The following is a 20708-nucleotide window of genomic DNA, read 5'->3' as shown; positions in this document are numbered from 1 at the left end:
TGTGGAAGTGGGGGCGGCGCGATGAGGCAGGTGTTCCGGTCGAGGGCCGCGCAGGTTCTCGGCTGGATCTGGATGGCCTTCGCCGCGTTCAACGCGGTCGACCTGGTCGTCCGCTACAACGGGCCGTCCTCGATGGTTGCGGCGGCGGTGCTGGCCGTACTGACCGCGCTGGTCTTCGTCACCTGCCTGCGCCCCGCGGTCGTCCTCGCCGAGGACGGCGTGCTGGTCCGCAACCCGCTCAGGAACACCTTCGTGCCATGGCGCCTGGTTGACGAGGTCACCGTCTCCCACTCGATCACGATCACCTCCGGGGGGCGGAGCGTCCGCTGCTGGACGCCGCAGACCTCCGGTCGTGAGCGGATGGCGGCCATGCGCAGGAGCAGCCCTCCACGCGCGGGGGGCCGTTTCAGGACCGAGCCCGTGCGCTCGAAGGCGGAGCAGGCAGCGGCGGAGGCCATGGCGGGCAAGACCCACGCCGACTGGGTGGCCGAGCAGATCACTGAGCGCGCCGAATCCGCGAAACGGGTCACGCCCGGCATCGCGGGCACCCTGCCCGACCCGGGGACGGTCAAGGTGGCCTGGGCTCCGACCACCCTGGCGGCCCTGGCGGTCGCGGCCGTCGCGGTGGTCGCCGCCTTCCTCGTCTGAGGTCGGGGCTGGGAGCGGTCAGGCGAGGAGGCTTGACTTCCGGACGACGAGGGTGGGGGGCAGGCGCCTCGACTCGGCTGCCTTGCCGGAGAGCAGGCGCAGGAGCATCTCCACCGCCTCGCGTCCCATCTCGTGCATCGGGGTGCGGACCGAGGTGAGCGGCACGGGCAGCTCCGCGGCCAGCGGTGTGTCGTTGAAGCCCGCGATCGCGATGTCCGTGCCGGTCAGCAGGCCGTGGTCGCGGGCGCATCCTGAGGCGCCGATGGCGGCGAAGTCGTTGACGGCGAAGATCGCGGTGGGGACGTTCCCGCCGCGCAGGATCGTCTCGGCGGCCCTCCTGCCGCCCGCGGTGTCGAAGGTGGACTCGACCACCATGTCATCGGGGATGACGATCCCCGCCTCCCGGTAGCGGTCGACGAAGCCCGCGGCGCGGTCGACGGCGGTGCTGGCGTAGGAGGGGCCCGCTATCACGGCGACGTTCTCGTATCCCCGCTCAAGAAAGTGCTCGGCCACCAGCCGCCCGCCGAGGTGGTCGTCGCAGGTGATCGCCGGATGGCCGCCGACATGGCGGTTGACCAGCACGAAGGGCGTCTCCCGCGCTGCGACGCGGTCGAACAGGCCGGTGCCCTCACGGCCGTCGGCGAAGATCAGCCCGTCCACCCGCCGGTCGAGCGCCATGGTGGCGCGCGCCTCCTGGGTGCGCTCGTCGTCCTGGGTGTTCATTACGAACGTCGACAGCCCGTGCTCGGCAGCGGCCTCCTCGATGCCCTCGTAGACGTAGGCCAGCACGATGTCGGAAAGGCGGGGGACCAGCACGCCGACGAGGTTGCTCCGCCGCGTCCGCAGGCTCGTGGCGTACGGGTTAGGCCGGTAGCCGAGGTCATCGGCCAGCGCGCGGATGCGCTGGGCCGTACGGCTCGACGCGGCCCGGCCGCCCTCGCCCGACGGGCCGTTGAGCACCCGGGAGACGGTGGAGACGTGCAGACCCAGCTGGTCCGCGATCGCCTGGAGCGTCGTCGGTCTCGCCCTGCCCGCCATGGCGTGCCCGCCCTTCTCCCGTGCTTTCCCCGGGGCTTCTTCCGGGGACGCGCCTGCCGAACCTTGACGGGAGGCGTTTCTCCATCGCATGATACCCAAACCATTGGCCCAAACGTTTGTGTGATCGTCGACACATTGCCCAAACGTTTGTGCAAACGCTCCAAGCTCTGCGCCCGGCCGTACGGCGAAGGCGAAGAGGAGGCAGAGATGACCGAAGACCACAGCCACCAGATCGAGGAGACACTCCCGCCGAGGCCCGTGAGCCCCGTCCGCGTCGCGGTGGTCCAGCTCGACCCGCAGGTCGGGGTCGACCGGCGCGAGACCAACCTGGAGCGGGCCGTCCGGTTCGCGACCAGGGCCGTCGAGGGCGGTGCGGACCTGGTGGTGCTGCCGGAACTGGCGAGCACCGGATACTCCTTCGAGACCCGCGCCGAGGCGTACGCGCACGCCGAGCCGGTTCCCGGCGGCGAGACCGTGACGGCCTGGGAGGCCTTCGCCCGCGAGCACGGCGTGTACGTCGTCACGGGCCTGGCGGAGCGTGACGGGCCGCGCCTGTACGACACCGCGATCCTGGTCGGTCCCGACGGCTACATCGGCCGGTACCGCAAGACGCACCTGTGGTACCGGGAGAAGCTGTGGTTCACCCCCGGAGACGAGGGATACCCGGTCTTCGACACGCCGATCGGCCGCATCGGGCTCCTGATCTGCTGGGACATCTGGTTCCCCGAGGTCCCCCGGCTGCTGGCCCAGCAGGGCGCCGACATCATCTGCAGCGTCAACAACTGGGTGTGGACCCCGCCGCCGCTGTTCGACGAGACGGGCAAGTGCATGGCCACCTACCTGACGATGACCGCCGCCCACGTCAACAACGTGTTCATCGCCGCCGCCGACCGCGTCGGCGCGGAGCGCGGGGCGAGGTTCCTCGGCTGTTCGGTGATCGCGGGTACGAACGGCTGGCCGCTCGGCGCCGTCGCGGGCCCCGAGGAGGAGGAGATCCTGTTCGCCGACGTGGACCTGGTCTCCGCGCGCAGCGCGCCGATCTGGAACGAGCTCAACGACCTGATCAGGGACCGCAGGACCGACCTCTACGACACCATGCTCGGCTATCGGGGCGGCTCGGCGCTGCCGCGCTGAACGGAAGGGACGGCCATGACCGCCACTCAGCGCTCAGGTTCCCCGAGGCGGCACATCGCGGCGTACGCGGCGGCCACGGGGACGGTGACCGCGACCCTTCTGCTCGCGGCGCTGCTCGCCGGCCTCGCCTCGACCGGGTTCGACGCGCCCGCGACCTTCCAGGGGTGGGTCCACGACTACGGCCACGTGCCCTCGTTCCTGACCTGGATCCTCTCCGACACCACCGACGCCCAGTTCTACAAGAGCACGCTCGGGGGCCTGCTCATGCTGCTCGGTGGCGCGCTCGCCCACTGGGCCTACCTACGCGGCAGGCGCTGGAGGGGCTTCGACATCTGCTGCGGGCTGGGGGTGTGGCCGTGGATGACGGCCAGCGCCCTGCTCGGGGTCGTCTTCGGCAACCTGGTGTGGGGATGGGTGATCCCCGCCACCGGGACCTGGCAGCCGACGTTCGTCTCCTTCGTCTCGCTCTCCCCGGTCGTCGTGCTGATGTACGGGACGGGCTGGCCGGTCGCGCTCACCGGCGCGGCGCTCGGCGGGCTGCTCACCACGCCGGTGGCCCTGCTGGTCTTCGACACCGTCTGCGTCCCGCTCGGCCTGTCGGGGATGGTCGCGGCCACCACCGGGATGTGGGTCAGCGCGCTGGCCGGGCTCGCCATCTGCCGGGTGCTGCCCTGGATACCCGGCCGGACGCCCGGGGAACAGGTCCCGGCGGGGGAGGGGCCGCTCCCCGGCTCACCGGCCGCGGTTTCCGCTACGGCCGTGACACCTGGTTCGCCGTCCCCGCCACCCTCGCCGGGCACGCCGGAGCCGGGCGTGGGGCACGGGTACGGGCCCGTCTGGACCCTGCGCAGGATCCTCGCGGACTTCACCGAGGCGCCCTTCAACGGCAACGAGCTGGCGAGCGCGGGCCTCCTGGCCGGGGTGCTGCTCGGTCACCTGCTCGACCCGGCGCTGTCCGTGTACGGCTCGGGCCTGCTCTTCCACGTGCTCGCCGCGCAACTGCTCAGCGCCGCGATCGGGGTGACGCTCTGGCGCGGGCGCTGGATACGCCTGGGCTGGTACCCGACGTTCATCCCGATCGTTTCGATCGCGCCCGCGACGGTGCTCACCTACGGGGGCACCGCCCAGTCCGTCGTCGCGGGCGCCGTCCTGGGCGCCCTCATCGGACCACCCCTGGGGGCGGTCCTGGCGCGGCGCGTACCGAAGTACTGCCATCCCTTCACCGGCTACGTCATGGCGATGACGATCTGCGGCGTGACGATCGTGCCGGGGCTGGGACTGATTCCCGGATTCAACGGAGGGTGAGTGTGATGACGACATCGGATGTCGCCGGTCGGAACAGCGGGTTCTTCACCGGCCACACCCTGGCCGATCTGGCCCTGATGCTGCGTGAGCGCGTGCTCAGCGCGGTCGACCTGACCGAGCAGTCACTGGCCGCCGTGGAGGAGCTGGACAGGGGGTTGGGCGCCTTCGTCACGGTCGACAAGGCGGGCGCGCTCGCCGCCGCCCGGCACGCGGACGGCGAGCTCACCGCGGGCGTCGACCGGGGGCCGCTGCACGGCATACCGGTCGCCGTCAAGGACAACATCGACGTGGCGCGACTTCCCGGACGGGTGGGCTCGGCGCACCTCGCCGACCGGGTGCCGGACGGCGACGCCGAGTGCGTCACGGCGCTTCGCGGCGCGGGCGCGATCGTCGTCGGCAAGACCGGGACCCACGAGTTCGCCTACGGCCCGACGGGAGACCGTTCCGCGGACGGCCCCTCACGCAATCCGGCCGACCCTGCGCGGATGTCCGGAGGATCCAGCGGAGGCAGCGCGGCCGCGGTCGCCGCGGGCATGGTGCCGCTCGCGCTGGGCACCGACACCGGCGGTTCCATCCGGATACCGGCCGCGCTGTGCGGCATCGCGGGCTTCAAACCGGCTTACGGGGCGATCCCGGTGGGCGGGGTGTTCCCGCTGTCCCGTTCGCTCGACCACGTGGGGGTGCTGGCGGCCACGGCCGACGACTGCCGGACCGCCTACCACGTTCTCGCGGGCCTGCCCCAGGACGGGCACCTCGAGGGGGACCCGGTGCCGAGGGTGGCCTGGATCCGCCCCGGGTCGCTGGTCGTGACGGGCAAGGCGGTCGAGGAGGTCGCGCGGGAGACCCTGGAGGCCATGCTCGCCGACGGGGCCGCCCGCGGGGGAGAGGAGATCGACTTCCCCGGCGCGGAGGCCGCGGCCGTGGCGTTCGCCGCGATCCAGGACAGTGAGGTCTACGCGGTGCACGCGGAGCGGGTCGCGCGTGCCCCGCATCTGTTCGACCCCGAGGTGCTGGAACGGCTGCGCGACGCGGGCCGTACGGAGGGATGGCACTACGTCCGCGCCCTTGAGGAGCGGGAGCGGCTCAACGCGGAACTGGCCGCGCTGTTCCGCCGGTTCGACGTGCTCGCCTTGCCGACCGTACCCGTCATCGCCCCTCGGCTCGGGGAGCGGCAGGTGGACGTCGACGGCAGGCAGATCATGGTCCGCGTCGCGCTCCTCGGCCTGACCAGCCCGTGGAACCTCCTGGGCCTGCCCGCGCTGAGCGTCCCCGCGGGGACGGTCGACGGGCTTCCCGTGGGCCTGCAACTGGTCTGCGCGCCTGGCCGGGAACGGTCGCTGTTCGCCCTGGCCGCCAGGCTCCGCCGACCGGGGACGGATCTCGCCGATGCGGTGGACCTCACCCGATGACCGGGGCGAGTCCCGTCACCGCCGCGGATCTGACCCGATGACCGGGGACGGACCTCGCCGTCGCCGCGGATCTCACCGCCCCCGTGCCCCTCACCCGACTCGAAGGAGACAACGACCGTGACAGTCAAGTTTCTCGAACTGCCCGACTTCACGCTGGAGGGCGGCGCGACCCTGCGACCCGCCCGGCTGGCCTACCAGACCTACGGCTCGCTCGCGCCCGACCGCTCGAACGCCATCCTCTATCCGACGGCGTACGCCGACACGCACGTGAACAACGAGTGGTTGATCGGACCCGGACGCGCGCTTGACACCGACCGCTACTTCGTCATCGTGCCCAACATGTTCGGTAACGGGCTGTCCTCCTCCCCGTCGAACACCCCCGCCCCCTACGACGCCGCTCACTTCCCGCGGCTGTCCATCAGGGACAACGTCAACGCCCAGCACCGCCTGGTCACCGGGGAGTTCGGGATCGAACGGCTCCAGCTGGTCCTCGGCTGGTCAATGGGGGCGGCGCAGACCTACCAGTGGGCGGTCAGCCACCCGGACATGGTCGCGCGGGCACTGCCGTTCTGCGGGTCCCCGCGCACGTCGCAGCACAACATCGTCTTCCTCATGGGCCTGCGCGCCGCGCTGACCGCGGACGCCCGCTTCGACGGCGGGGCGTACGAGCGGCCGCCCGTCACGGGGCTGCGCGCTTTCGCCAGGGTCTACGCGGGCTGGGGGTTCTCGCAGGCCTTCTATTGGCAGGAACGCTGGCGTGAGCTGGGCTTCTCCTCGCTGGAGGACTTCGTCGCCAACTGGTGGGAGGCCACCTTCCTGGCCCACGACGCCAACGACCTGCTCGCCATGCTCGGCGCGTGGGAGCACGCCGACGTCGGCGTCACCCCGGGACACGGCGGGAAGCTGGAGAGCGCGCTCGGCTCCATCAGGGCGCGGTTGCTGGCCGTGCCCGCGGAGAAGGACCTGTACTTCCCGCCGGAGGACGAGCAGTGGGCGGGCACGCACATCCCCGGAGGTGAGGTCCGGGTGATCCCCGGAGTCTGGGGCCACCTGGCGGGGCGCGGCGCGAACCCGGCGGACAACGCCTTCATCGAACGCGCCATCCACGACCTGCTCGCCGATCCCGCCGCGTAGCAGGGCCCGGTCTTCCCCGGACCGTGGTGTCGTCGGAGGCCGAGTGTTCTTCCTGGGGCCGTGGTGTCGTCGGGGGCCGAGTGTCCTCCCCGGACCGTGGTGTCGTCCCGGGCGCCGGTACGGCGAGCGGTGACAGAGACGTGCCCGGCGCCTTCGAGCGGCGCGTGGCCCGGGACGTCTCCGGTCGCCGTACCGGTGCTTACAGGCCGAGGGCGGCCGAGAGGTCGTCCTTCAGGGCGTCGAGGTCGCGTACGGCCTGCGCGCTGGCCTCGGAGACCTCCCCCTCGACCGGGACGACGACCTCCAGGTAGCACTTGAGCTTGGGCTCGGTACCCGACGGGCGGACCACGACCCGGGCACCGCCGGAAAGCCGGTAGCGCAGGCCGTCGGTCGGAGGCAGGCCGTCCGCGCCCTCGCTCAGGTCGTCCGCGGACTCCACCTTGCGACCGCCCAGCTCGACCGGCGGGGCGGCGCGTAGCCCGGCCATCGCGTCCGTGATCAGCGACAGGTCGTCGACCCTGACGGACAGTTGCGAGGTGGAGTGCAGGCCGTACTCGCGGGCCTGGTCGTCGAGGAGGTCGAGCAGGGTGCGCCCCCGCGACCTGGCCTGGGCGGCTAGCCCGGCGACGGTCAGCGCCGCGCCGATGCCGTCCTTGTCGTGGACGGGCAGGGCCACCCCCCGGTCGTCACCGTTACCGACGCTGTACCCCAGGGCCTCCTCGTAGCCGAAGACCAGCCCCTCTCCGGCCTTCATGATCCACTTGAAGCCGGTGAGAGTCTCGGCGTAGCGCACGCCGTGCGCGGCGGCGATCTTGCCGAGAAGCGAGGAGGAGACGATCGTCGTGGCCACCAGGCGTCCCTCGCCCGAGGTCTGCCGGATCACATGCTCGCCGAGGAGCGAGCCGACCTCGTCACCGGTCAGCATCCGATGGCCCCCGCCGGGCAGGCGCACGCCAACCGCGCACCGGTCGGCGTCGGGGTCGTTGGCCAGCACGATGTCCGCGTCGATCCGCCGGGCCAGCTCGAGCGCGAGGTCCATCGCGCCGGGTTCCTCGGGATTGGGGAAGGCGACGGTCGGGAAGTCCGGATCGGGGGCGGCCTGGGCCTCGACGATCGCCGGGGCGTCGAACCCGGCCGTCAGGAAGGCACGGGTCGCCAGGGCGCCGCCGACACCGTGCAGCGGGGTGTAGGCCACCCGAAGCCCACGGTCGCCGCCCAGCGGTAGTGCCGTAACCGCCGCCAGATAGGCGGCCACGACGTCGTCGTTCAGCTCGGTCCACCCGGAGCCGAGCGGCAGCCCGGACACCGGGCCGACGGCGTCGATCGCGGCGGAGATCTCCGCGTCGACCGGCGGCACGATCTGCGAACCGTCGCCCCAGTAGACCTTGTAGCCGTTGTCGCGGGGCGGGTTGTGGCTGGCGGTGACGGTCACGCCCGCGTCCGCGCCGAGATGCCGTACGGCGAAGGCCAGCACCGGGGTCGGCAGCGGCCCGGGAAGCACGGACGCCCGCAGCCCGGCGCCGGTGAGCACGGCGGCGGTGTCGCGGGCGAAGACGTCGGACTTGTGCCGGGCGTCGTAGCCGATCACGACATGCCTGCCTGGCCCGAGGACCCCGGCGAGCCCGGCGGCCGCGCGCATGACGGTGACCCGGTTCATCCGGTTGGGACCCGCGCCGAGCTCGCCGCGCAGTCCCGCCGTGCCGAACTCCAGCTTGCCGTGGAACCGCTCACGCAACGCGTCGCCGCTCTCCGGGAGCTGTTCGAGGAGCGCGGTCAGCTCGGTCCGGGTCTCCTGGTCGGGGTCCTGGGCCAGCCAGGACCGCGCGAGCCGTACAAGATCGCTGCTCATCGTCACCTCTCGCTCACGCGCGCGACACGACCGCCCAGCCGGGCCGCCCGCCGCCCTCACGGCTGTTTTACAGCTTGCCGACGACTTTGGAGAGCAGGTCGCCCATGCGCGCGGCGGTGGCACGGCCGACCGCCAGCACCTCCTCGTGGTTGAGCGGTTCGCCGACCAGGCCCGCGCCCGGGTTGGTGACCAGGGAGACGCCGAGCACGTCCGCGCCGCCCTCCCGGGCCGCGATGGCCTCCAGCGCCGTCGACATGCCGACCATGTCACCGCCGAGGATCCTGCACATGCGGACCTCGGCGGGCGTCTCGTAGGTCGGGCCGCGGAAGGCCACGTAGACGCCCTCGGCCATCGACGGCTCGATCTCCCGGGCGAGGTCGCGCAGGCGCGGGGTGTAGAGGTCGGTCAGGTCCACGAAGGTCGCGCCGGTGATCGGGCTGGCGCCGGTCAGATTGATGTGGTCGCTGATCAGCACCGCCTCGCCGACCCGCTGGGTCTCGGGGCGCAGGCCGCCGGCCGCATTGGTCAGCACGATCGTGCCCGCGCCCGCCTTGATCGCGGTCCGCACGCCGTGCACGACCGGGTCGACGCCACGGCCCTCATAGAGGTGGGTACGGCCCAGGAAGATCAGCGCGTTCTTGCCCGACTCGGCGCGCACCGCACGGATCGTGCCCGCGTGACCCGCTACGGCGGGCGGGGCGAAACCAGGCAGATCGGTCGCCGGGATCTCGGCGATCGTCTCGCCGATGGCGTCGGCGGCCGGAACCCAGCCCGAACCCATCACCAGTGCGACGTCGAAGGAGTCGACTCCGACAGCGCTCTTCAGCGCGGTCGCGGCGTCGGCGGCGAGTGCATAAGGGTCGTTGGTCACCTCACCGAGCGTACTCGTCATTCCGCCCATCGGTGGGCAGGCAAGACAGCGCCGGCCGGCTTCCCTGGCGGGGAAGCCGGTCGGTTTCCCGGTACCGGAAAGGGCCGGGCGGCTTCCCGGCTGAGGCGGTCCCAGTATGGGGCGGTTCCGGTGTGGAGCGGTCCCGCGTGAGGTGGTCCCGGCGTGGGTGATCCCGTGCGGGGCGGCCCCGACGGGGGCGGCCCCGGAGTGGGACGAACCCGGTCAGCCTCCCAGGGAGGTGCAGGGACGGCCGCGCAGATCCTTGACGTAGTCGTCCGGCGCGCCCGCCTTCTCCGCGGCCTCGGCCAGGATGCCGAGATAGCGCGCGGAGGGCAGGCCGCCCTCGTAGCCGTCGATCACGTAGAACCAGGCCACGACCTCGCCCTCCAGGGTCTGCACCCGGAGCCTGACCTTGTGGTAGAGGCCGCGGACCGCGCCCTCCCACTGGTCGAGAGAGGTCTCGTCCCACTCGGGCACGTCGTAGAGAACGACGAATACCTGTTCGAAAGGATCTTCTACGATGGTGGCGAGAGCGCCCTCCCAGCCGAGGTCGTTCCCGCCGAACGTGAGGCGCCAGCCCTGAAGCCAGCCCGACCCCCGCATGGGGGAGTGAGGGGCCCGCAGGGCCATCTGCTTCGGGTCCATGTTGCTGCCGTAGGCGGCGTAGACAGGCACGGCATCCAACATTAATCCAAGATCTGTCGGATGCTCACGTGGCTTCGACGTCGTGTCGGTCTGCTTTGTCCTCGATCATCCCCGCCGCTCCCGGTGACGGCCTCGGTGACGGCCCGATGCCGTCTTTGATCTCGTCCCCGGTGCCGTCTCCAATCTCGTCATCGGTGTCGGCCCGGTGTCGGCCGCGCTTCCGGTTTCGGTGCCGGGCTTCGGAATCGGTCGTGAACCGGTCCGGCGCCGGTCCCGGAACCGGGCTCGGGTTGATCGCCGGCCGGGCCTCCCGGGGCCACTTCCAGGTTGCCCGATGAGGCCCCGCGAGTGACTTGAGGGGACCCAGCGAGTGATTGGTCCGAAAGATGCGGGACAATGGGGTACGTGACGAGGATCGTGATCATCGGTGGCGGGCCCGGCGGATACGAGGCGGCCCTGGTGGCCGCGCAACTTGGCGCACAGGTGACCGTGGTCGAACAGGACGGTCCCGGCGGGGCCTGCGTCCTCACCGACTGCGTGCCGTCCAAGACGCTGATCGCCACCTCGGTCAGAAAGCAGGCGCTTCTCGACGCCAGCATGCTCGGCGTGCACTTCACCGGTGGCCCCGACGGTGACGTCGGCGGCGTCATCGCCGACATGCCGCTGGTCAACACGCGTGTGAAGGACCTGGCCCAGGCCCAGTCCGCCGACATCGCGGCGCGGCTCGCCGCCGAGGGGGTCGAGGTGGTCCGGGGCTTGGGGCGGCTGGTCGACCCCCAGGTGGTCAGGGTCGGGGACCGGACGATCAGGGCCGACGTCGTGATCGTGGCGACCGGCGCGACCCCACGCATCCTGCCCTCCGCGGAGCCGGACGGTGAGCGCATCCTCACCTGGCGCCAGATGTACGACCTGGAGGAGCTGCCCGAGCACCTCATCGTGGTCGGTTCCGGCGTCACCGGCGCGGAGTTCGCGGGCGCCTACCGCTCGCTCGGCTCCGAGGTCACGCTCGTCTCCTCGCGCGACCGGATGATGCCCAACGAGGACGCCGACGCCGCCGAGGTCCTGGAGGAGGTCTACCGCCGCCGCGGGATGAACGTCATGGGCCGTTCCCGTGCCGAGTCCGTCAAGCGCACCGCCGACGGCGTGGTCGTCACGCTGGAGGACGGCAGGACGGCCGAGGGCACCCACTGCCTGATGACGGTCGGCATGATCCCCAACACCTCCGGCATCGGGCTTGAGGAGGCCGGGGTCACCCTCGACCAGGGCGGGTTCATCCAGGTGGACAAGGTCTCCCGCACCTCCGCGCCCGGCGTCTACGCGGCCGGTGACTGCACCGGCGTGCTGATGCTCGCCTCCGTCGCCGCCATGCAGGGCCGGATCGCCGTCTGGCACGCGCTCGGCGAGGCCGTACAGCCGCTGCGCCTGGCCACCGTCGCCTCCAACATCTTCACCGACCCCGAGATCGCCGCCGTCGGCGTCACCCAGAAGGCGATCGAGTCCGGCGCGGTCGAGGCCAACGTCGTCAAGCTGCCGCTGGCCACAAACGCCCGGGCCAAGATGCAGGGGTTCAACGACGGCTTCGTGAAGCTGTTCTGCCGCCCGCACACCGGCATCATCCTCGGCGGCGTCGTGGTCGCCCCTGGGGCGTCCGAGCTGATCCTGGCGGTCTCCGTGGCCGTCCAGCAGCGGCTCACCGTCGACCAGCTCGCCCACACCTTCGCGGTCTACCCCTCGATGTCCGGCTCCATCACCGAGGCGGCCCGCCGCCTGATGCAGCCGATGACCCCCAGCGGGATCTGACCAGGGGAATGGGGTCCCACCCTCTCCGCGTTCCCCTCGTGTCCCGCACCGCGCTTTCGCAGTGCCCGGCGCCTGCCGCGCCGGGCCCTCCCAGACGCCCGGAGTGTCATGATGCGTGTCGACGTCAACGGCATCGGTCTCAATGTCGAGGTGAGCGGGGAGGGGCCCGCCGTGCTGCTCGCGCACGGCTATCCCGACACCCATGCCTGCTGGCGGCACCAGGTGGCCGCGCTGAACGCGGCCGGATATCGCACGATCGTCCCGGACCTGCGCGGGTTCGGCGCCTCAGACAAGCCCGCAGGGCTGGAGAACTACGAGCTCGACCGCTACCTCGGGGACCTTCTCGCCGTCCTCGACGCGTTCGGCGCCGAGCGGGCACATCTGGTGGGCCACGACTGGGGGTCGGCGCTCGTCCAGATCCTCGCCACGGTCGCGCCGGAGCGGGTGAACAGCCTCACCTGCCTGTCGGTCGGCCATCCCGCCGCGCTGGCCGCCGCGGGCTGGCGGCAGCGGGAGAAGTCCTGGTACATGCTGCTGTTCCAGTTCGTCGGCATCGCCGAGCAGTGGCTCACCCAGAACGACTTCCGCAACGCCCGCGAGATGCTGGCCGAGCACCCCGACGCCGACGAGGTCATCGAGCGCATGCGCGACCCCGAGGCGCTCAGCGCCGGGCTGGCGGTCTACCGCACCGGTGTCCGCCCGGAGACCCTGGTCGCGCCGCCTCTCGACCTGCCCCCCATCCAGGCGCCCACGCTGGGGGTGTGGAGCACCGGTGACCGGTTCCTCACCGAGGAGGCGATGACCGGTACGGGGCCGGGCACGTCAGCGGCCCGTGGCGGTACGAACGCCTCGAAGGCCCAGGCCACTGGTTGCAGCTGGAAGCCCCGGACAAGGTCAACGAGCTCCTCCTCGACCACCTGGGCCGCCACCAGGGCTGAAAGCCGTCCCCGTCTCTCCCATGCGGCCCCGCGCCTCTATCGGAGGAGCCACCTCCGTCCCTTCCGTACGGTCCCGTGCACACCGTCACGACTGTCGTGGCGGTGCGCACGGGACGGGGGGCGTGTCAGCGGGACGTCCTCGCCCGCAGCCGGCCCAGGGCGTTCCTGCCGTCCTGTACGGCACGCGCCACGAAGTGCAGCTCCTCCTCGCGCCTGGCCACAGCCAGCGCGTTCTTGGCCGCCTCGTAGGCGTCGATGGCGTGCCGCCAGTCGCCGTCGGCGGTCATGCCGCCGCGCCCGCTGACCTGGAACTCGTAGTCGAGCTGGTCGATCTCCTCGCCCAGGCGGGTGATGTCCTCCTCGGCGCCACGTCGCATGAGCGCGAACTTGGCGTTGCGCCGGGTCCGCCGCTGGGCGCTGACCCCCCAGATCACCACGGTGACCGCCAGGCCGACGGCGCTGAGCACGACCATGATGAGCCCGATGGACAGGCCGCTGCGGGAGTTCGGGGGCTGGGCGGCGGGGGTTTCCGTCCCATCGCCGCCCGCGGGGCTGCTGACGGGGGTCGGCACGGTGAGCGGCAGCCCGTCCACGCCCTTTGGAGTCCCCTTGGCGCCGGTCAGGTCCGCGTCGTCGGCCTGGATGAAGGAGGCGTCGTCGACCAGGGCGCCGGTGAAGGAGGCGCCGTCCAGTTCGGACTGGTCGAACACGGCCTCACGCAGGTCGGCGTCGTTGAACGTCGCGTGCCCCAGGTCGGACTGCCCCATCTTGGCCTCGTGCAGCTTGGCCCGGGTGAAGTCGGCCTTGCGTGCCTTGAGCTGGCCGGGCCTGCTCTCGTTGAGGTCGGCGTCGATCAGCTTGGCGCCGACGAAGTTGACCTGGGTGAGCACGGCCCGAGTCAGCTTGGCCCCGGTCAGGTTGGCGTGCGGGAACTCGGCCTGCCCGGCCTCGGCGTCGACCAGGATCGCGTCGCGCAGGTCGGCGTGGTCGGCGTGCATCTGGCCGAGGTCGGCCTCGCGGAGGTTGGCGCCTCGCAGGTCGGCGTACTTCAGGGTGGCCTGGGTGAGGTTGGCCTGCCTGAGGTCGGCACCTCGCAGGATCGCTCCCGTCAGATCCTTCTGGATGAGCTCGACGCCGTTCAGCTTCGCCTTGGTCAGGTCGGCACAGCGCAGGCTGTAGGGCAGCGGGGCGCCGTTGGTGAAGTCCTTGCCGCGCAGGTTGGCGCCCTGGCCAGGGCGGCACGGCCCGGCCGCGGCCTGGGCGGGCGAGATCATGGGCCCTGACAGCGCGAAGATCGCAGCGAGGAGTGCCAGGGAAACGGAACGACGCACGGGAGCCTCCTTGAAAGCAGTCCCGATCGTGTCAGTGGATCATTGCATCCCGCTAGACGGCTGCTTGCACGCTTTTGCCGGGCCTATCCGGCTTTTCGACGTTTCTCGCAGCGTCTTTCCCATAGATGTGACCGGACGCCGCCACCAGGCACTTCCAGCGCGGATGCCCCGTCCTTCAGGGCGGGGAGGAAGCGCGGAACGATGCCGCATGGTGATCTCCGGGTTTTGTCGGTGGGGTTCGGTAGGTTGATCGGCGTGTCCCGCTACCGGCTCTCCCCGACGCCTGCTCAGGAGCAGGTGCTGGCCGAGCACTGCGGGCACGCCCGGTTCGTGTGGAATCTCGCCGTCGAGCAGCACGCCTGCTGGAAACCGGGCCGGAAAAACGCTCCGGGGTTCGCCGAGCAGTGCCGTCAGCTCATCGAGGCCAGGGCGGAGTCCGGCTGGCTGAGGGCCGGGTCGATCGTCGTGCAGCAGCAGGCGCTCAAGGATTTCGCCCAGGCCATGGCGAACTTCTTCGGCAGGACCCACCGGCGGCCGGTGTGGCGCAGACGCGGCCGGGGCGAGGGGTTTCGCATCGTCGCGGTCAAGCCCGGCGATGTGCGGCGTCTGTCGCGGCGGGTGGGTGAGGTCAGGGTCCCGAAGGTCGGCTGGGTGCGGTTTCGCTGGTCTCGCGCCGTTCCCGGCGGGGTGAGGTCCTATCGCGTCACCCGTGACCGTGCCGGGCGCTGGCATGTCGCCTTCGCCGCCGTTCCCGAACCGGTCCCCGCTCCCGGGACGGGCGAGGCGGTCGGGGTGGACCGGGGCGTCGCCGTCTCGGCCGCCCTGTCCACCGGGGAATTGCTTCACGTGCCCGGCCTGCGTGAGGCCGAGAAGGCCCGGCTGCTGCGGTTGCAGCGCAGGCTGGCCCGCGCCGGGCGCGGATCGAAGCGCCGTGGCAGGGTCAAGGCCGCCGTCGCGAGGCTGAAGGCCCGTGAGGCCGATCGGCGCAAGGACTGGATCGAGAAGATCAGCACCGGTCTGGCCCGCGGGTTCGACGTGATCGCCGTCGAGGACCTGAAGGTCTCCGGCATGACCCGTTCGGCGAGGGGCACCCTCGCCGAGCCGGGCGGCGGCGTCCGGCAGAAGGCCGGTCTCAACCGGGGCGTTCTCGCCGCCGGATGGGGGCGGCTCGTGACGCGGCTGGAGCACAAGGCCCCCGGCCGCGTCCGGAGGATCGACCCGCGTTACACGTCGCAGACCTGCAACGCCTGCGGGCATCGCGCGGCCGAGTCGAGAGAGAGCCAATCTCGGTTCCGCTGCGTCGCCTGCGGGCATCGGGACAACGCCGACGTCAACGCGGCCAAGAACGTCAGAGACACTGCCGCGGGGCATGCGGTGGATGCGCGGGGAGGCGACCGGGTTGCCGGGCCTGTGAACCGCGAACCTCAACGCGACCTCCTCCTGGTGGGGTAGTTGCCGTTGGAATCCCCCGCCCTTCCGGCGGGGGAGGATGTCAACAGCAGCCTGACCATCAGCGCGGGCGAGACCTTCACCCAGGCCATGACGGGACGGACACCCCGGCCTGAGCGGATCGGAGAGAACACCCAGGGAGCCTTCTCCGACTTCCTGTGGCGGAAGCTGCCCAACGGGTGGAGCTTCGCGCTGCCCAACGAGCGTTTCCTGACCAGGGACGGGACATCCTTCGACGTGACCGGCATCCCGTCGCACCTGTCCGTTCCCGGCGTTCTCAGCGACGAGGAACTGAACGGCGACCGCGACACCTCCTTCGCCAAGGCCCTCTCCTACCTGGCGAACCAGCGGCGACGGTAGTCATGGAGTCACCTCCGGGTCCGAGAACGGGGCGGTCGTGGCGGCCTCCGAACCCGGGAAAGCAGCCTTCGATCCAGGGGAGCGGCCCGGGACAGAGGGCGGCGGAGGTCCTGGTGTGAGGAACATCTGAACGACGACGGGCGCGTCCCCCTTGGGGAACGCGCCCGTCCTGGCTCTCAACCGATGTGACCACCGGACCTGTCAGCGATGACCGGTGCGACTACCAGTCGCCGCCGCCGAAGTCACCTCCGCCGAAGTCGCCGCCACCGCCGAAGTCACCCCAGCCGCCGCCGCCGAAGTCGCCGCCGCCACCGAAGTCGCTGCCGCCACCACTGTCGGCGACTCCCTGCTCGTAACCGGCGCCGTAGCCGCCATAGCCACCGCCGTAGCCCCAGCCACCGCTCAGCACGCTTCCCATCACGGTGCCGACGAGCATCGCGCTCATGACGTCGCCGAAGCCGCCGTAGTAGCCGTAGGCGTACGGCTGGTAGGCCGGGCCCGCGTCGTAGTACGGGCGGTAGTGGCCGTCGACCATGACCTGGCGCGTCTGCGGCTCGAAGCCGCGCTCGACCGCCTCGGCGTCGGCCGCGCAGGCGGGCACGTCACGCACCGCGCCGCCGGGCGGGGCCCAGCGGACGTCACGGACGGAGGGACCGTGCTGCGGGTTGAAGAAGCACGGCGAGCGCCGCGCGGGAAGCGGCTGATGGTTCACCCGGGCCTTCACACAGGCGAGGGCGTAACGGCCCTCCTCAAGCGCGGTGGTCACGCCGCGGAGCTCGTCGGGGCGCTTGACCGCCGCCAGCTCCACCTTGGCCCGCTCGTAGGAGTCGAGGGCGCGCTGCCAGTCCTGCAGGTGCTCCGAACCGTCGCCGAGAAGCTTGACGTCGGTGTCCAGGTCGGTGATCTCCTCACCGAACTTGGTGACGTCCTCGTCGACCGTCTGCTTGACGGCGGCCAGCTCGGCGGCCTCACGGGCCTCGCGCTGCTTCTTCTTCTTGCGGGAGTAGAAGAAGATGCCCAGGCCACCGGCCACGGCCAGCACCAGGATGCCGACCAGCACGCCCGCGCCGGAGCCACCGGAAGAACTGGAGGAGCTGGATCCGACACCGGCGCCCGTGCCCGCGTCGTCCGCCAGCTTCACGAAACTGATCACATTGTCCGTCGGGCTGCTGCTCGTCTTGGCGCGGCCGAGCAGCTCGTCAACGTCGACACCCTTGATGTTGGACACCCCGAACGGCGTCTTGCCGCTCATGATCAGGATGGTCGACTTGCCGCCCACATCCTTGCGGACCGAGCTCAGCAGGGTCCTCGCCTGGGACGAACTGGTCACCGAGCCTTCGGGCAACACCGCCAGATAGACCGAGGAGGTCTGCTCGACGGCGCTGCGCATGGCGTCGCTGGCGTTGCCGGGAACGCCCGCCGCGGGGTCGACGTAGAAGTGGTCCCCGTCCTTCAGTCCTGACGCGATCGTGTTCGGGTCGGGCGCCGCGGCGTTCGCCGCCGGCGCGATCATGAAGATGGCCAGCAGCCCGGCGAGCAACGCGATGATCGCGGCACCGAGGCGACCTGGCGCTGTGGTCTTGGTGGTCACGGCAGAAAGCCTCCTTCGTCCTGAAGGACGAGCGAGTGGACGTCAGAGTTCCCCTCCTGACCGTATCCCTTCCCACTTCGTACCGAGCACCGCCTCCACCCGCCGGACACACTTCCCGCGTGATCTGTTCACCCGGCATGCGACAGAACCCCGGCGAGGCGTTTTCCACCGCACCGGGGACATTTGAAGCGCGCCTCCGTCACACCGGAGGCATCTGTGCTGTTTTCCGCCACGCGGAGCGCGGCCCGGTGAGCCCTTCCGCTCACCGCACCGACCCGCTCCCGGTCAGTTGTCCTGGATGTCGCAGATCGCCGCACCCGCGGTCACGCTCTGCCCCACCACCGCGCTCAACCCCGCCACCACTCCGGCCCGATGCGCGGTCAACGGCTGCTCCATCTTCATCGCCTCAAGCACCACGATCACATCGCCCGCCGCGACCACATCCCCGTCGGCCACCGCGACCTTCACGATCGTGCCCTGCATCGGGCTGACCAGCCCGTCCCCGCTCACCACCGCGGCCCGCCCGGCGCCACCGCGGCGGCCCGTGCGTCCCCGCACGCCTGCCCCTGCCCCGGCTCCGGCCGCGGACCCGGTCCCGGCGGCCAGCCCGGCCGGCAACACCACCTCCAGCCGCTTGCCGCCAACCTCGACCGTGACGCGCTCCCGCCCCACCGGTCCGGTCGCCTCTCCCACCGGACCCGAGTAGGGCGGCACCGGATTGACGAACTCGGTCTCGATCCACCGGGTGTGCACCCCGAACACTCCCGACGCAGCGACGAACGCCTCCTCTTCCACCACCACCCGATGGAACTCCGCGACCGTCGGCATCCCCTCGATGCGCAACTCCGCCAGCGCTCGCCGCGACCGTGCCAGCGCCTGCCCCCGATCCGCCCCCGTCACGATCACCTTGGCGACGAGCGAGTCGAACGCCCCCGGCACCGTCATCCCCTCGTCGTACCCGGCGTCGACCCGCACCCCGGGCCCCGACGGCCACCGCACCTCCGTGATCGTGCCCGGAGCGGGCAGGAATCCTCGCCCCGCGTCCTCCGCGTTGATCCGGAACTCGATGCTGTGCCCCCGCACCGGCGGGTCGTCGTACCCCAGAGGCTCTCCGGCCGCGACCCGGAACATCTCCCCTACGAGGTCCAGTCCGGTCACCTCCTCGCTGACCGGATGCTCCACCTGCAACCGCGTGTTGACCTCGAGGAACGAGATCGTGCCGTCCTGCCCCACCAGGAACTCACAGGTTCCGGCCCCGACGTACCCCGCCTCCCGCAGGATCGCCTTGGACGAGGAGTACAACAGCCCCATCTGCTCCTCGGACAGGAACGGCGCGGGCGCCTCCTCGACCAGCTTCTGGTGACGGCGCTGCAACGAGCAGTCCCGGGTGGAGACCACCACCACCGCACCATGCTTGTCGGCCAGGCACTGGGTCTCCACATGCCGCGGCCGATCCAGATAGCGCTCGACGAAACACTCACCCCGGCCGAACGCCGCGACCGCCTCACGCACCGCGCTGTCGAACAGCTCCGGGATCTCCTCCAGCGTGCGGGCCACCTTCAAGCCACGCCCGCCACCGCCGTAAGCGGCCTTGATCGCGATCGGCAGGCCGTGTTCGCTCGCGAACTCCACCACCTCCGCGGCCCCGCTCACCGGCTCGGCCGTACCGGCGACCAGCGGCGCCCCGACCTTCTGCGCGATGTGCCGGGCCTGCACCTTGTCGCCCAGTGCCACGATCGCCGACGGCGGCGGCCCGATCCAGGTCAGTCCCGCGTCGATCACCGCCTGTGCGAAAGCGGCGTTCTCGGCCAGGAACCCGTACCCCGGATGCACCGCGTCCGCCCCGCTGGCCGCGGCGACCGCCAGCAGCTTGGCGATGTCCAGATACGTCTCTGCCGGTGACTGGCCGCCCAGCGCGTGGGCCTCGTCGGCGAGCTGGACGTGCAGGGCGTCCAGGTCCTGCTCGGCGTAGACCGCGACACTGGCCAGGCCCGCGTCCCTGCAGGCGCGGACAATCCGTACGGCGATCTCACCACGATTGGCGACCAAGACCTTCTGCACCGGCGTTGTTCCCTTCATCACATGCGAACGGGGGCTGGCGGGCCTCCAACGGAGTTTAGGCGCCGCCTCGCGCCTGGGAAGAGCGGGGTCCTGCCTGCCAGGACTGGAATTGCGCACGCCCGGTTTCCGGCTGCCCGGATCGGAATTCCCCGGCCTTTTCCCGCCCGCTGGGATCGGGCCGCGCTTCCACTTCCCGCTCGCCGGGACTGGGCCGCGCCTCCACGTGGATCCCCGCCCGGAACCGGGCGCTCCTCTCCGTCGAGGTGGACGCCGCCGTTGCCGTGGGGGATCTGACCGGTGACGTGCGAGGTCCCGGGGAGACGCCCAGCTGGTTCGCACCCACGCGCGGCGCCGGGTGACCCTCTTCTCGTTCGGCGAGGGCGGAGGCCACGGCGAAGCCGATCCCCGTCTGGGGGCCCGCGATCACGATCTCTCGCATCTTCACAACCCCCGTATTGCAAAAAGTTACATCAAACGGCGGTGTTAGCCGGTCCATGTGTATGGGAAGATCCATAACCGCTCGGCATAATCCGGGTACCCCTGGATCCACTCGCCTATCGTGATTTCGTTTGGTGAGCCCCCCGACACCGATCCCGAAGGAGACTGGCATGAGCCAGAACTTGCTCGGCGGCAACCCCGCGGAAATGCAGCAGATGGCCACCCAGTTCACCCAGCAGGCCGACCAGGTGAGAGCCACCATGGCCGCTCTGGACCGGGAGGCCGCCAAGGTCGGCACCGCCTGGACCGGTCCTGGAGCGCAGCGTTTCACCGAAGCCTGGCAGAACTACCGTGCGGCTTTCCAGCGTATGTCCGAGGAGCTCGCCGAGGCGTCTCGCGTCATCAACACCTACCGCGGCAACATCGAGTCCGCCACGCGCTGATCTTTTCGCCGCCACGCCGCCTCGGTCCTTCGACGCCGGGGCGGTGTTTCGGCGTTCCTCGACATTCCACGATGTCTCCATCGTTTTCCTGGCGTTTTCCCGATATTTCCTGTCATTTCCCGTTGTTCCGTTTGCGCCCGAGGGGGGGCCGGGGGGGGGCGGGGGGAGCGCGCCCCGGGCGCGGGGGAGGGCCGCGCCCGCCTCGGGCGCCGCGCGGGGGCGGGCGGGGGGGCGGGCGCGACG

Annotated in this window: 16 protein-coding genes and 1 pseudogene; 10 read left to right on the top strand and 7 right to left on the bottom strand. The window is 71.1% G+C overall.

The genetic code is table 11. The features are described from left to right. Positions 1-21 precede the first annotated feature (21 nt). Positions 22-648 (top strand): PH domain-containing protein, encoded by a 627-nt coding sequence (locus tag AB0395_RS16675; RefSeq protein WP_366281408.1) that lies wholly within the window; start codon positions 22-24, stop codon positions 646-648. An 18-nt stretch (positions 649-666) separates the two neighbouring features. Here the strand turns inward: AB0395_RS16675 and AB0395_RS16670 are convergent, their stop codons facing one another. After that, the gene (locus AB0395_RS16670) at positions 667-1776 is read right to left on the bottom strand and encodes a LacI family DNA-binding transcriptional regulator (RefSeq protein WP_366281406.1); all 1110 of its coding nucleotides are present in this window, start codon (positions 1774-1776) and stop codon (positions 667-669) included. 117 nt (positions 1777-1893) lie between these two features. On the opposite strand from AB0395_RS16670, the gene AB0395_RS16665 reads away from it, so the two are divergent. From AB0395_RS16665 to AB0395_RS16650, 4 genes are all read left to right on the top strand, one after another. Continuing rightward, positions 1894-2820 carry a nitrilase family protein gene (locus AB0395_RS16665; RefSeq protein ID WP_366281404.1) on the top strand — a complete coding sequence of 309 codons (927 nt, stop codon included), beginning with the start codon at positions 1894-1896 and terminating at the stop codon, positions 2818-2820. Positions 2821-2835: 15 nt separating this feature from the next. Then, positions 2836-4125 carry a hypothetical protein gene (locus AB0395_RS16660; RefSeq protein ID WP_366281402.1) on the top strand — a complete coding sequence of 430 codons (1290 nt, stop codon included), beginning with the start codon at positions 2836-2838 and terminating at the stop codon, positions 4123-4125. A gap of 5 nt (positions 4126-4130) precedes the next feature. Next, positions 4131-5534, top strand: coding sequence for an amidase (locus tag AB0395_RS16655; protein WP_366281400.1), 1404 nt, complete (start codon positions 4131-4133; stop codon positions 5532-5534). Between the two features lie 117 nt (positions 5535-5651). Further along, the gene (locus AB0395_RS16650) at positions 5652-6668 is read left to right on the top strand and encodes an alpha/beta fold hydrolase (RefSeq protein ID WP_366281399.1); all 1017 of its coding nucleotides are present in this window, start codon (positions 5652-5654) and stop codon (positions 6666-6668) included. 199 nt (positions 6669-6867) lie between these two features. Here the strand turns inward: AB0395_RS16650 and AB0395_RS16645 are convergent, their stop codons facing one another. The 3 genes from AB0395_RS16645 to AB0395_RS16635 all read right to left on the bottom strand — a co-directional run bounded on the left by AB0395_RS16645 (position 6868) and on the right by AB0395_RS16635 (position 10084). After that, positions 6868-8517, bottom strand: a complete 1650-nt coding sequence (locus tag AB0395_RS16645) for a phospho-sugar mutase (RefSeq protein WP_366281397.1) — start codon at positions 8515-8517, stop codon at positions 6868-6870. 67 nt (positions 8518-8584) lie between these two features. Further along, the gene (locus AB0395_RS16640) at positions 8585-9388 is read right to left on the bottom strand and encodes a purine-nucleoside phosphorylase (RefSeq protein ID WP_366281396.1); all 804 of its coding nucleotides are present in this window, start codon (positions 9386-9388) and stop codon (positions 8585-8587) included. 243 nt (positions 9389-9631) lie between these two features. Continuing rightward, positions 9632-10084 carry a gamma-glutamylcyclotransferase gene (locus AB0395_RS16635; protein WP_366281568.1) on the bottom strand — a complete coding sequence of 151 codons (453 nt, stop codon included), beginning with the start codon at positions 10082-10084 and terminating at the stop codon, positions 9632-9634. 375 nt (positions 10085-10459) lie between these two features. Between AB0395_RS16635 and AB0395_RS16630 the strand changes: the two genes are divergently transcribed. Both AB0395_RS16630 and AB0395_RS16625 read left to right on the top strand, forming a co-directional pair. Beyond that, positions 10460-11854 (top strand): NAD(P)H-quinone dehydrogenase, encoded by a 1395-nt coding sequence (locus AB0395_RS16630; RefSeq protein ID WP_366281394.1) that lies wholly within the window; start codon positions 10460-10462, stop codon positions 11852-11854. A gap of 108 nt (positions 11855-11962) precedes the next feature. Then, positions 11963-13096, top strand: coding sequence for an alpha/beta fold hydrolase (locus AB0395_RS16625; protein ID WP_366281392.1), 1134 nt, complete (start codon positions 11963-11965; stop codon positions 13094-13096). A 340-nt stretch (positions 13097-13436) separates the two neighbouring features. On the opposite strand, the pseudogene AB0395_RS16620 reads toward AB0395_RS16625, so the two are convergent. Beyond that, positions 13437-14066: pseudogene (locus AB0395_RS16620) on the bottom strand (pentapeptide repeat-containing protein); the annotation flags it as partial. A 312-nt stretch (positions 14067-14378) separates the two neighbouring features. Here AB0395_RS16620 and AB0395_RS16615 point away from each other — a divergent pair. Both AB0395_RS16615 and AB0395_RS16610 read left to right on the top strand, forming a co-directional pair. Next, a complete protein-coding gene (locus AB0395_RS16615; protein ID WP_366281390.1) occupies positions 14379-15575 on the top strand; it encodes a transposase in 1197 nt (398 codons plus the stop codon). Then, on the top strand, positions 15576-15932 hold the full coding sequence (locus tag AB0395_RS16610; RefSeq protein ID WP_366281388.1) for a S41 family peptidase: 357 nt from the start codon (positions 15576-15578) through the stop codon (positions 15930-15932). It begins immediately after the preceding gene. 220 nt (positions 15933-16152) lie between these two features. Here the strand turns inward: AB0395_RS16610 and AB0395_RS16605 are convergent, their stop codons facing one another. Next, complete coding sequence (locus tag AB0395_RS16605; protein WP_366281387.1) at positions 16153-17523, bottom strand: hypothetical protein; 1371 nt, start codon at positions 17521-17523, stop codon at positions 16153-16155. Positions 17524-17808: 285 nt separating this feature from the next. Further along, positions 17809-19584: a biotin carboxylase N-terminal domain-containing protein gene (locus AB0395_RS16600; RefSeq protein WP_366281385.1), complete on the bottom strand. Its 1776-nt coding sequence runs from the start codon at positions 19582-19584 to the stop codon at positions 17809-17811. Positions 19585-20192: 608 nt separating this feature from the next. On the opposite strand from AB0395_RS16600, the gene AB0395_RS16595 reads away from it, so the two are divergent. Further along, positions 20193-20465 carry a WXG100 family type VII secretion target gene (locus tag AB0395_RS16595; protein WP_184755698.1) on the top strand — a complete coding sequence of 91 codons (273 nt, stop codon included), beginning with the start codon at positions 20193-20195 and terminating at the stop codon, positions 20463-20465. The last annotated feature ends 243 nt before the right edge of the window (positions 20466-20708 follow it).

The organism is Streptosporangium sp. NPDC051023, assembly GCF_040689595.1.
In the GTDB taxonomy this organism is placed as follows: domain Bacteria; phylum Actinomycetota; class Actinomycetes; order Streptosporangiales; family Streptosporangiaceae; genus Streptosporangium.
This window is presented reverse-complemented; position numbering and strand designations above follow the sequence as displayed.

Coding starts and splice junctions, on each gene's coding strand:
- AB0395_RS16655 (WP_366281400.1), top strand. CDS start 4,131: ATGACGACATCGGATGTCGCCGGTCGGAACAGCGGGTTCTTCACCGGC.
- AB0395_RS16645 (WP_366281397.1), bottom strand. CDS start 8,517: ATGAGCAGCGATCTTGTACGGCTCGCGCGGTCCTGGCTGGCCCAGGAC.
- AB0395_RS16595 (WP_184755698.1), top strand. CDS start 20,193: ATGAGCCAGAACTTGCTCGGCGGCAACCCCGCGGAAATGCAGCAGATG.
- AB0395_RS16625 (WP_366281392.1), top strand. CDS start 11,963: ATGATGCGTGTCGACGTCAACGGCATCGGTCTCAATGTCGAGGTGAGC.
- AB0395_RS16665 (WP_366281404.1), top strand. CDS start 1,894: ATGACCGAAGACCACAGCCACCAGATCGAGGAGACACTCCCGCCGAGG.
- AB0395_RS16660 (WP_366281402.1), top strand. CDS start 2,836: ATGACCGCCACTCAGCGCTCAGGTTCCCCGAGGCGGCACATCGCGGCG.
- AB0395_RS16675 (WP_366281408.1), top strand. CDS start 22: ATGAGGCAGGTGTTCCGGTCGAGGGCCGCGCAGGTTCTCGGCTGGATC.
- AB0395_RS16670 (WP_366281406.1), bottom strand. CDS start 1,776: ATGCGATGGAGAAACGCCTCCCGTCAAGGTTCGGCAGGCGCGTCCCCG.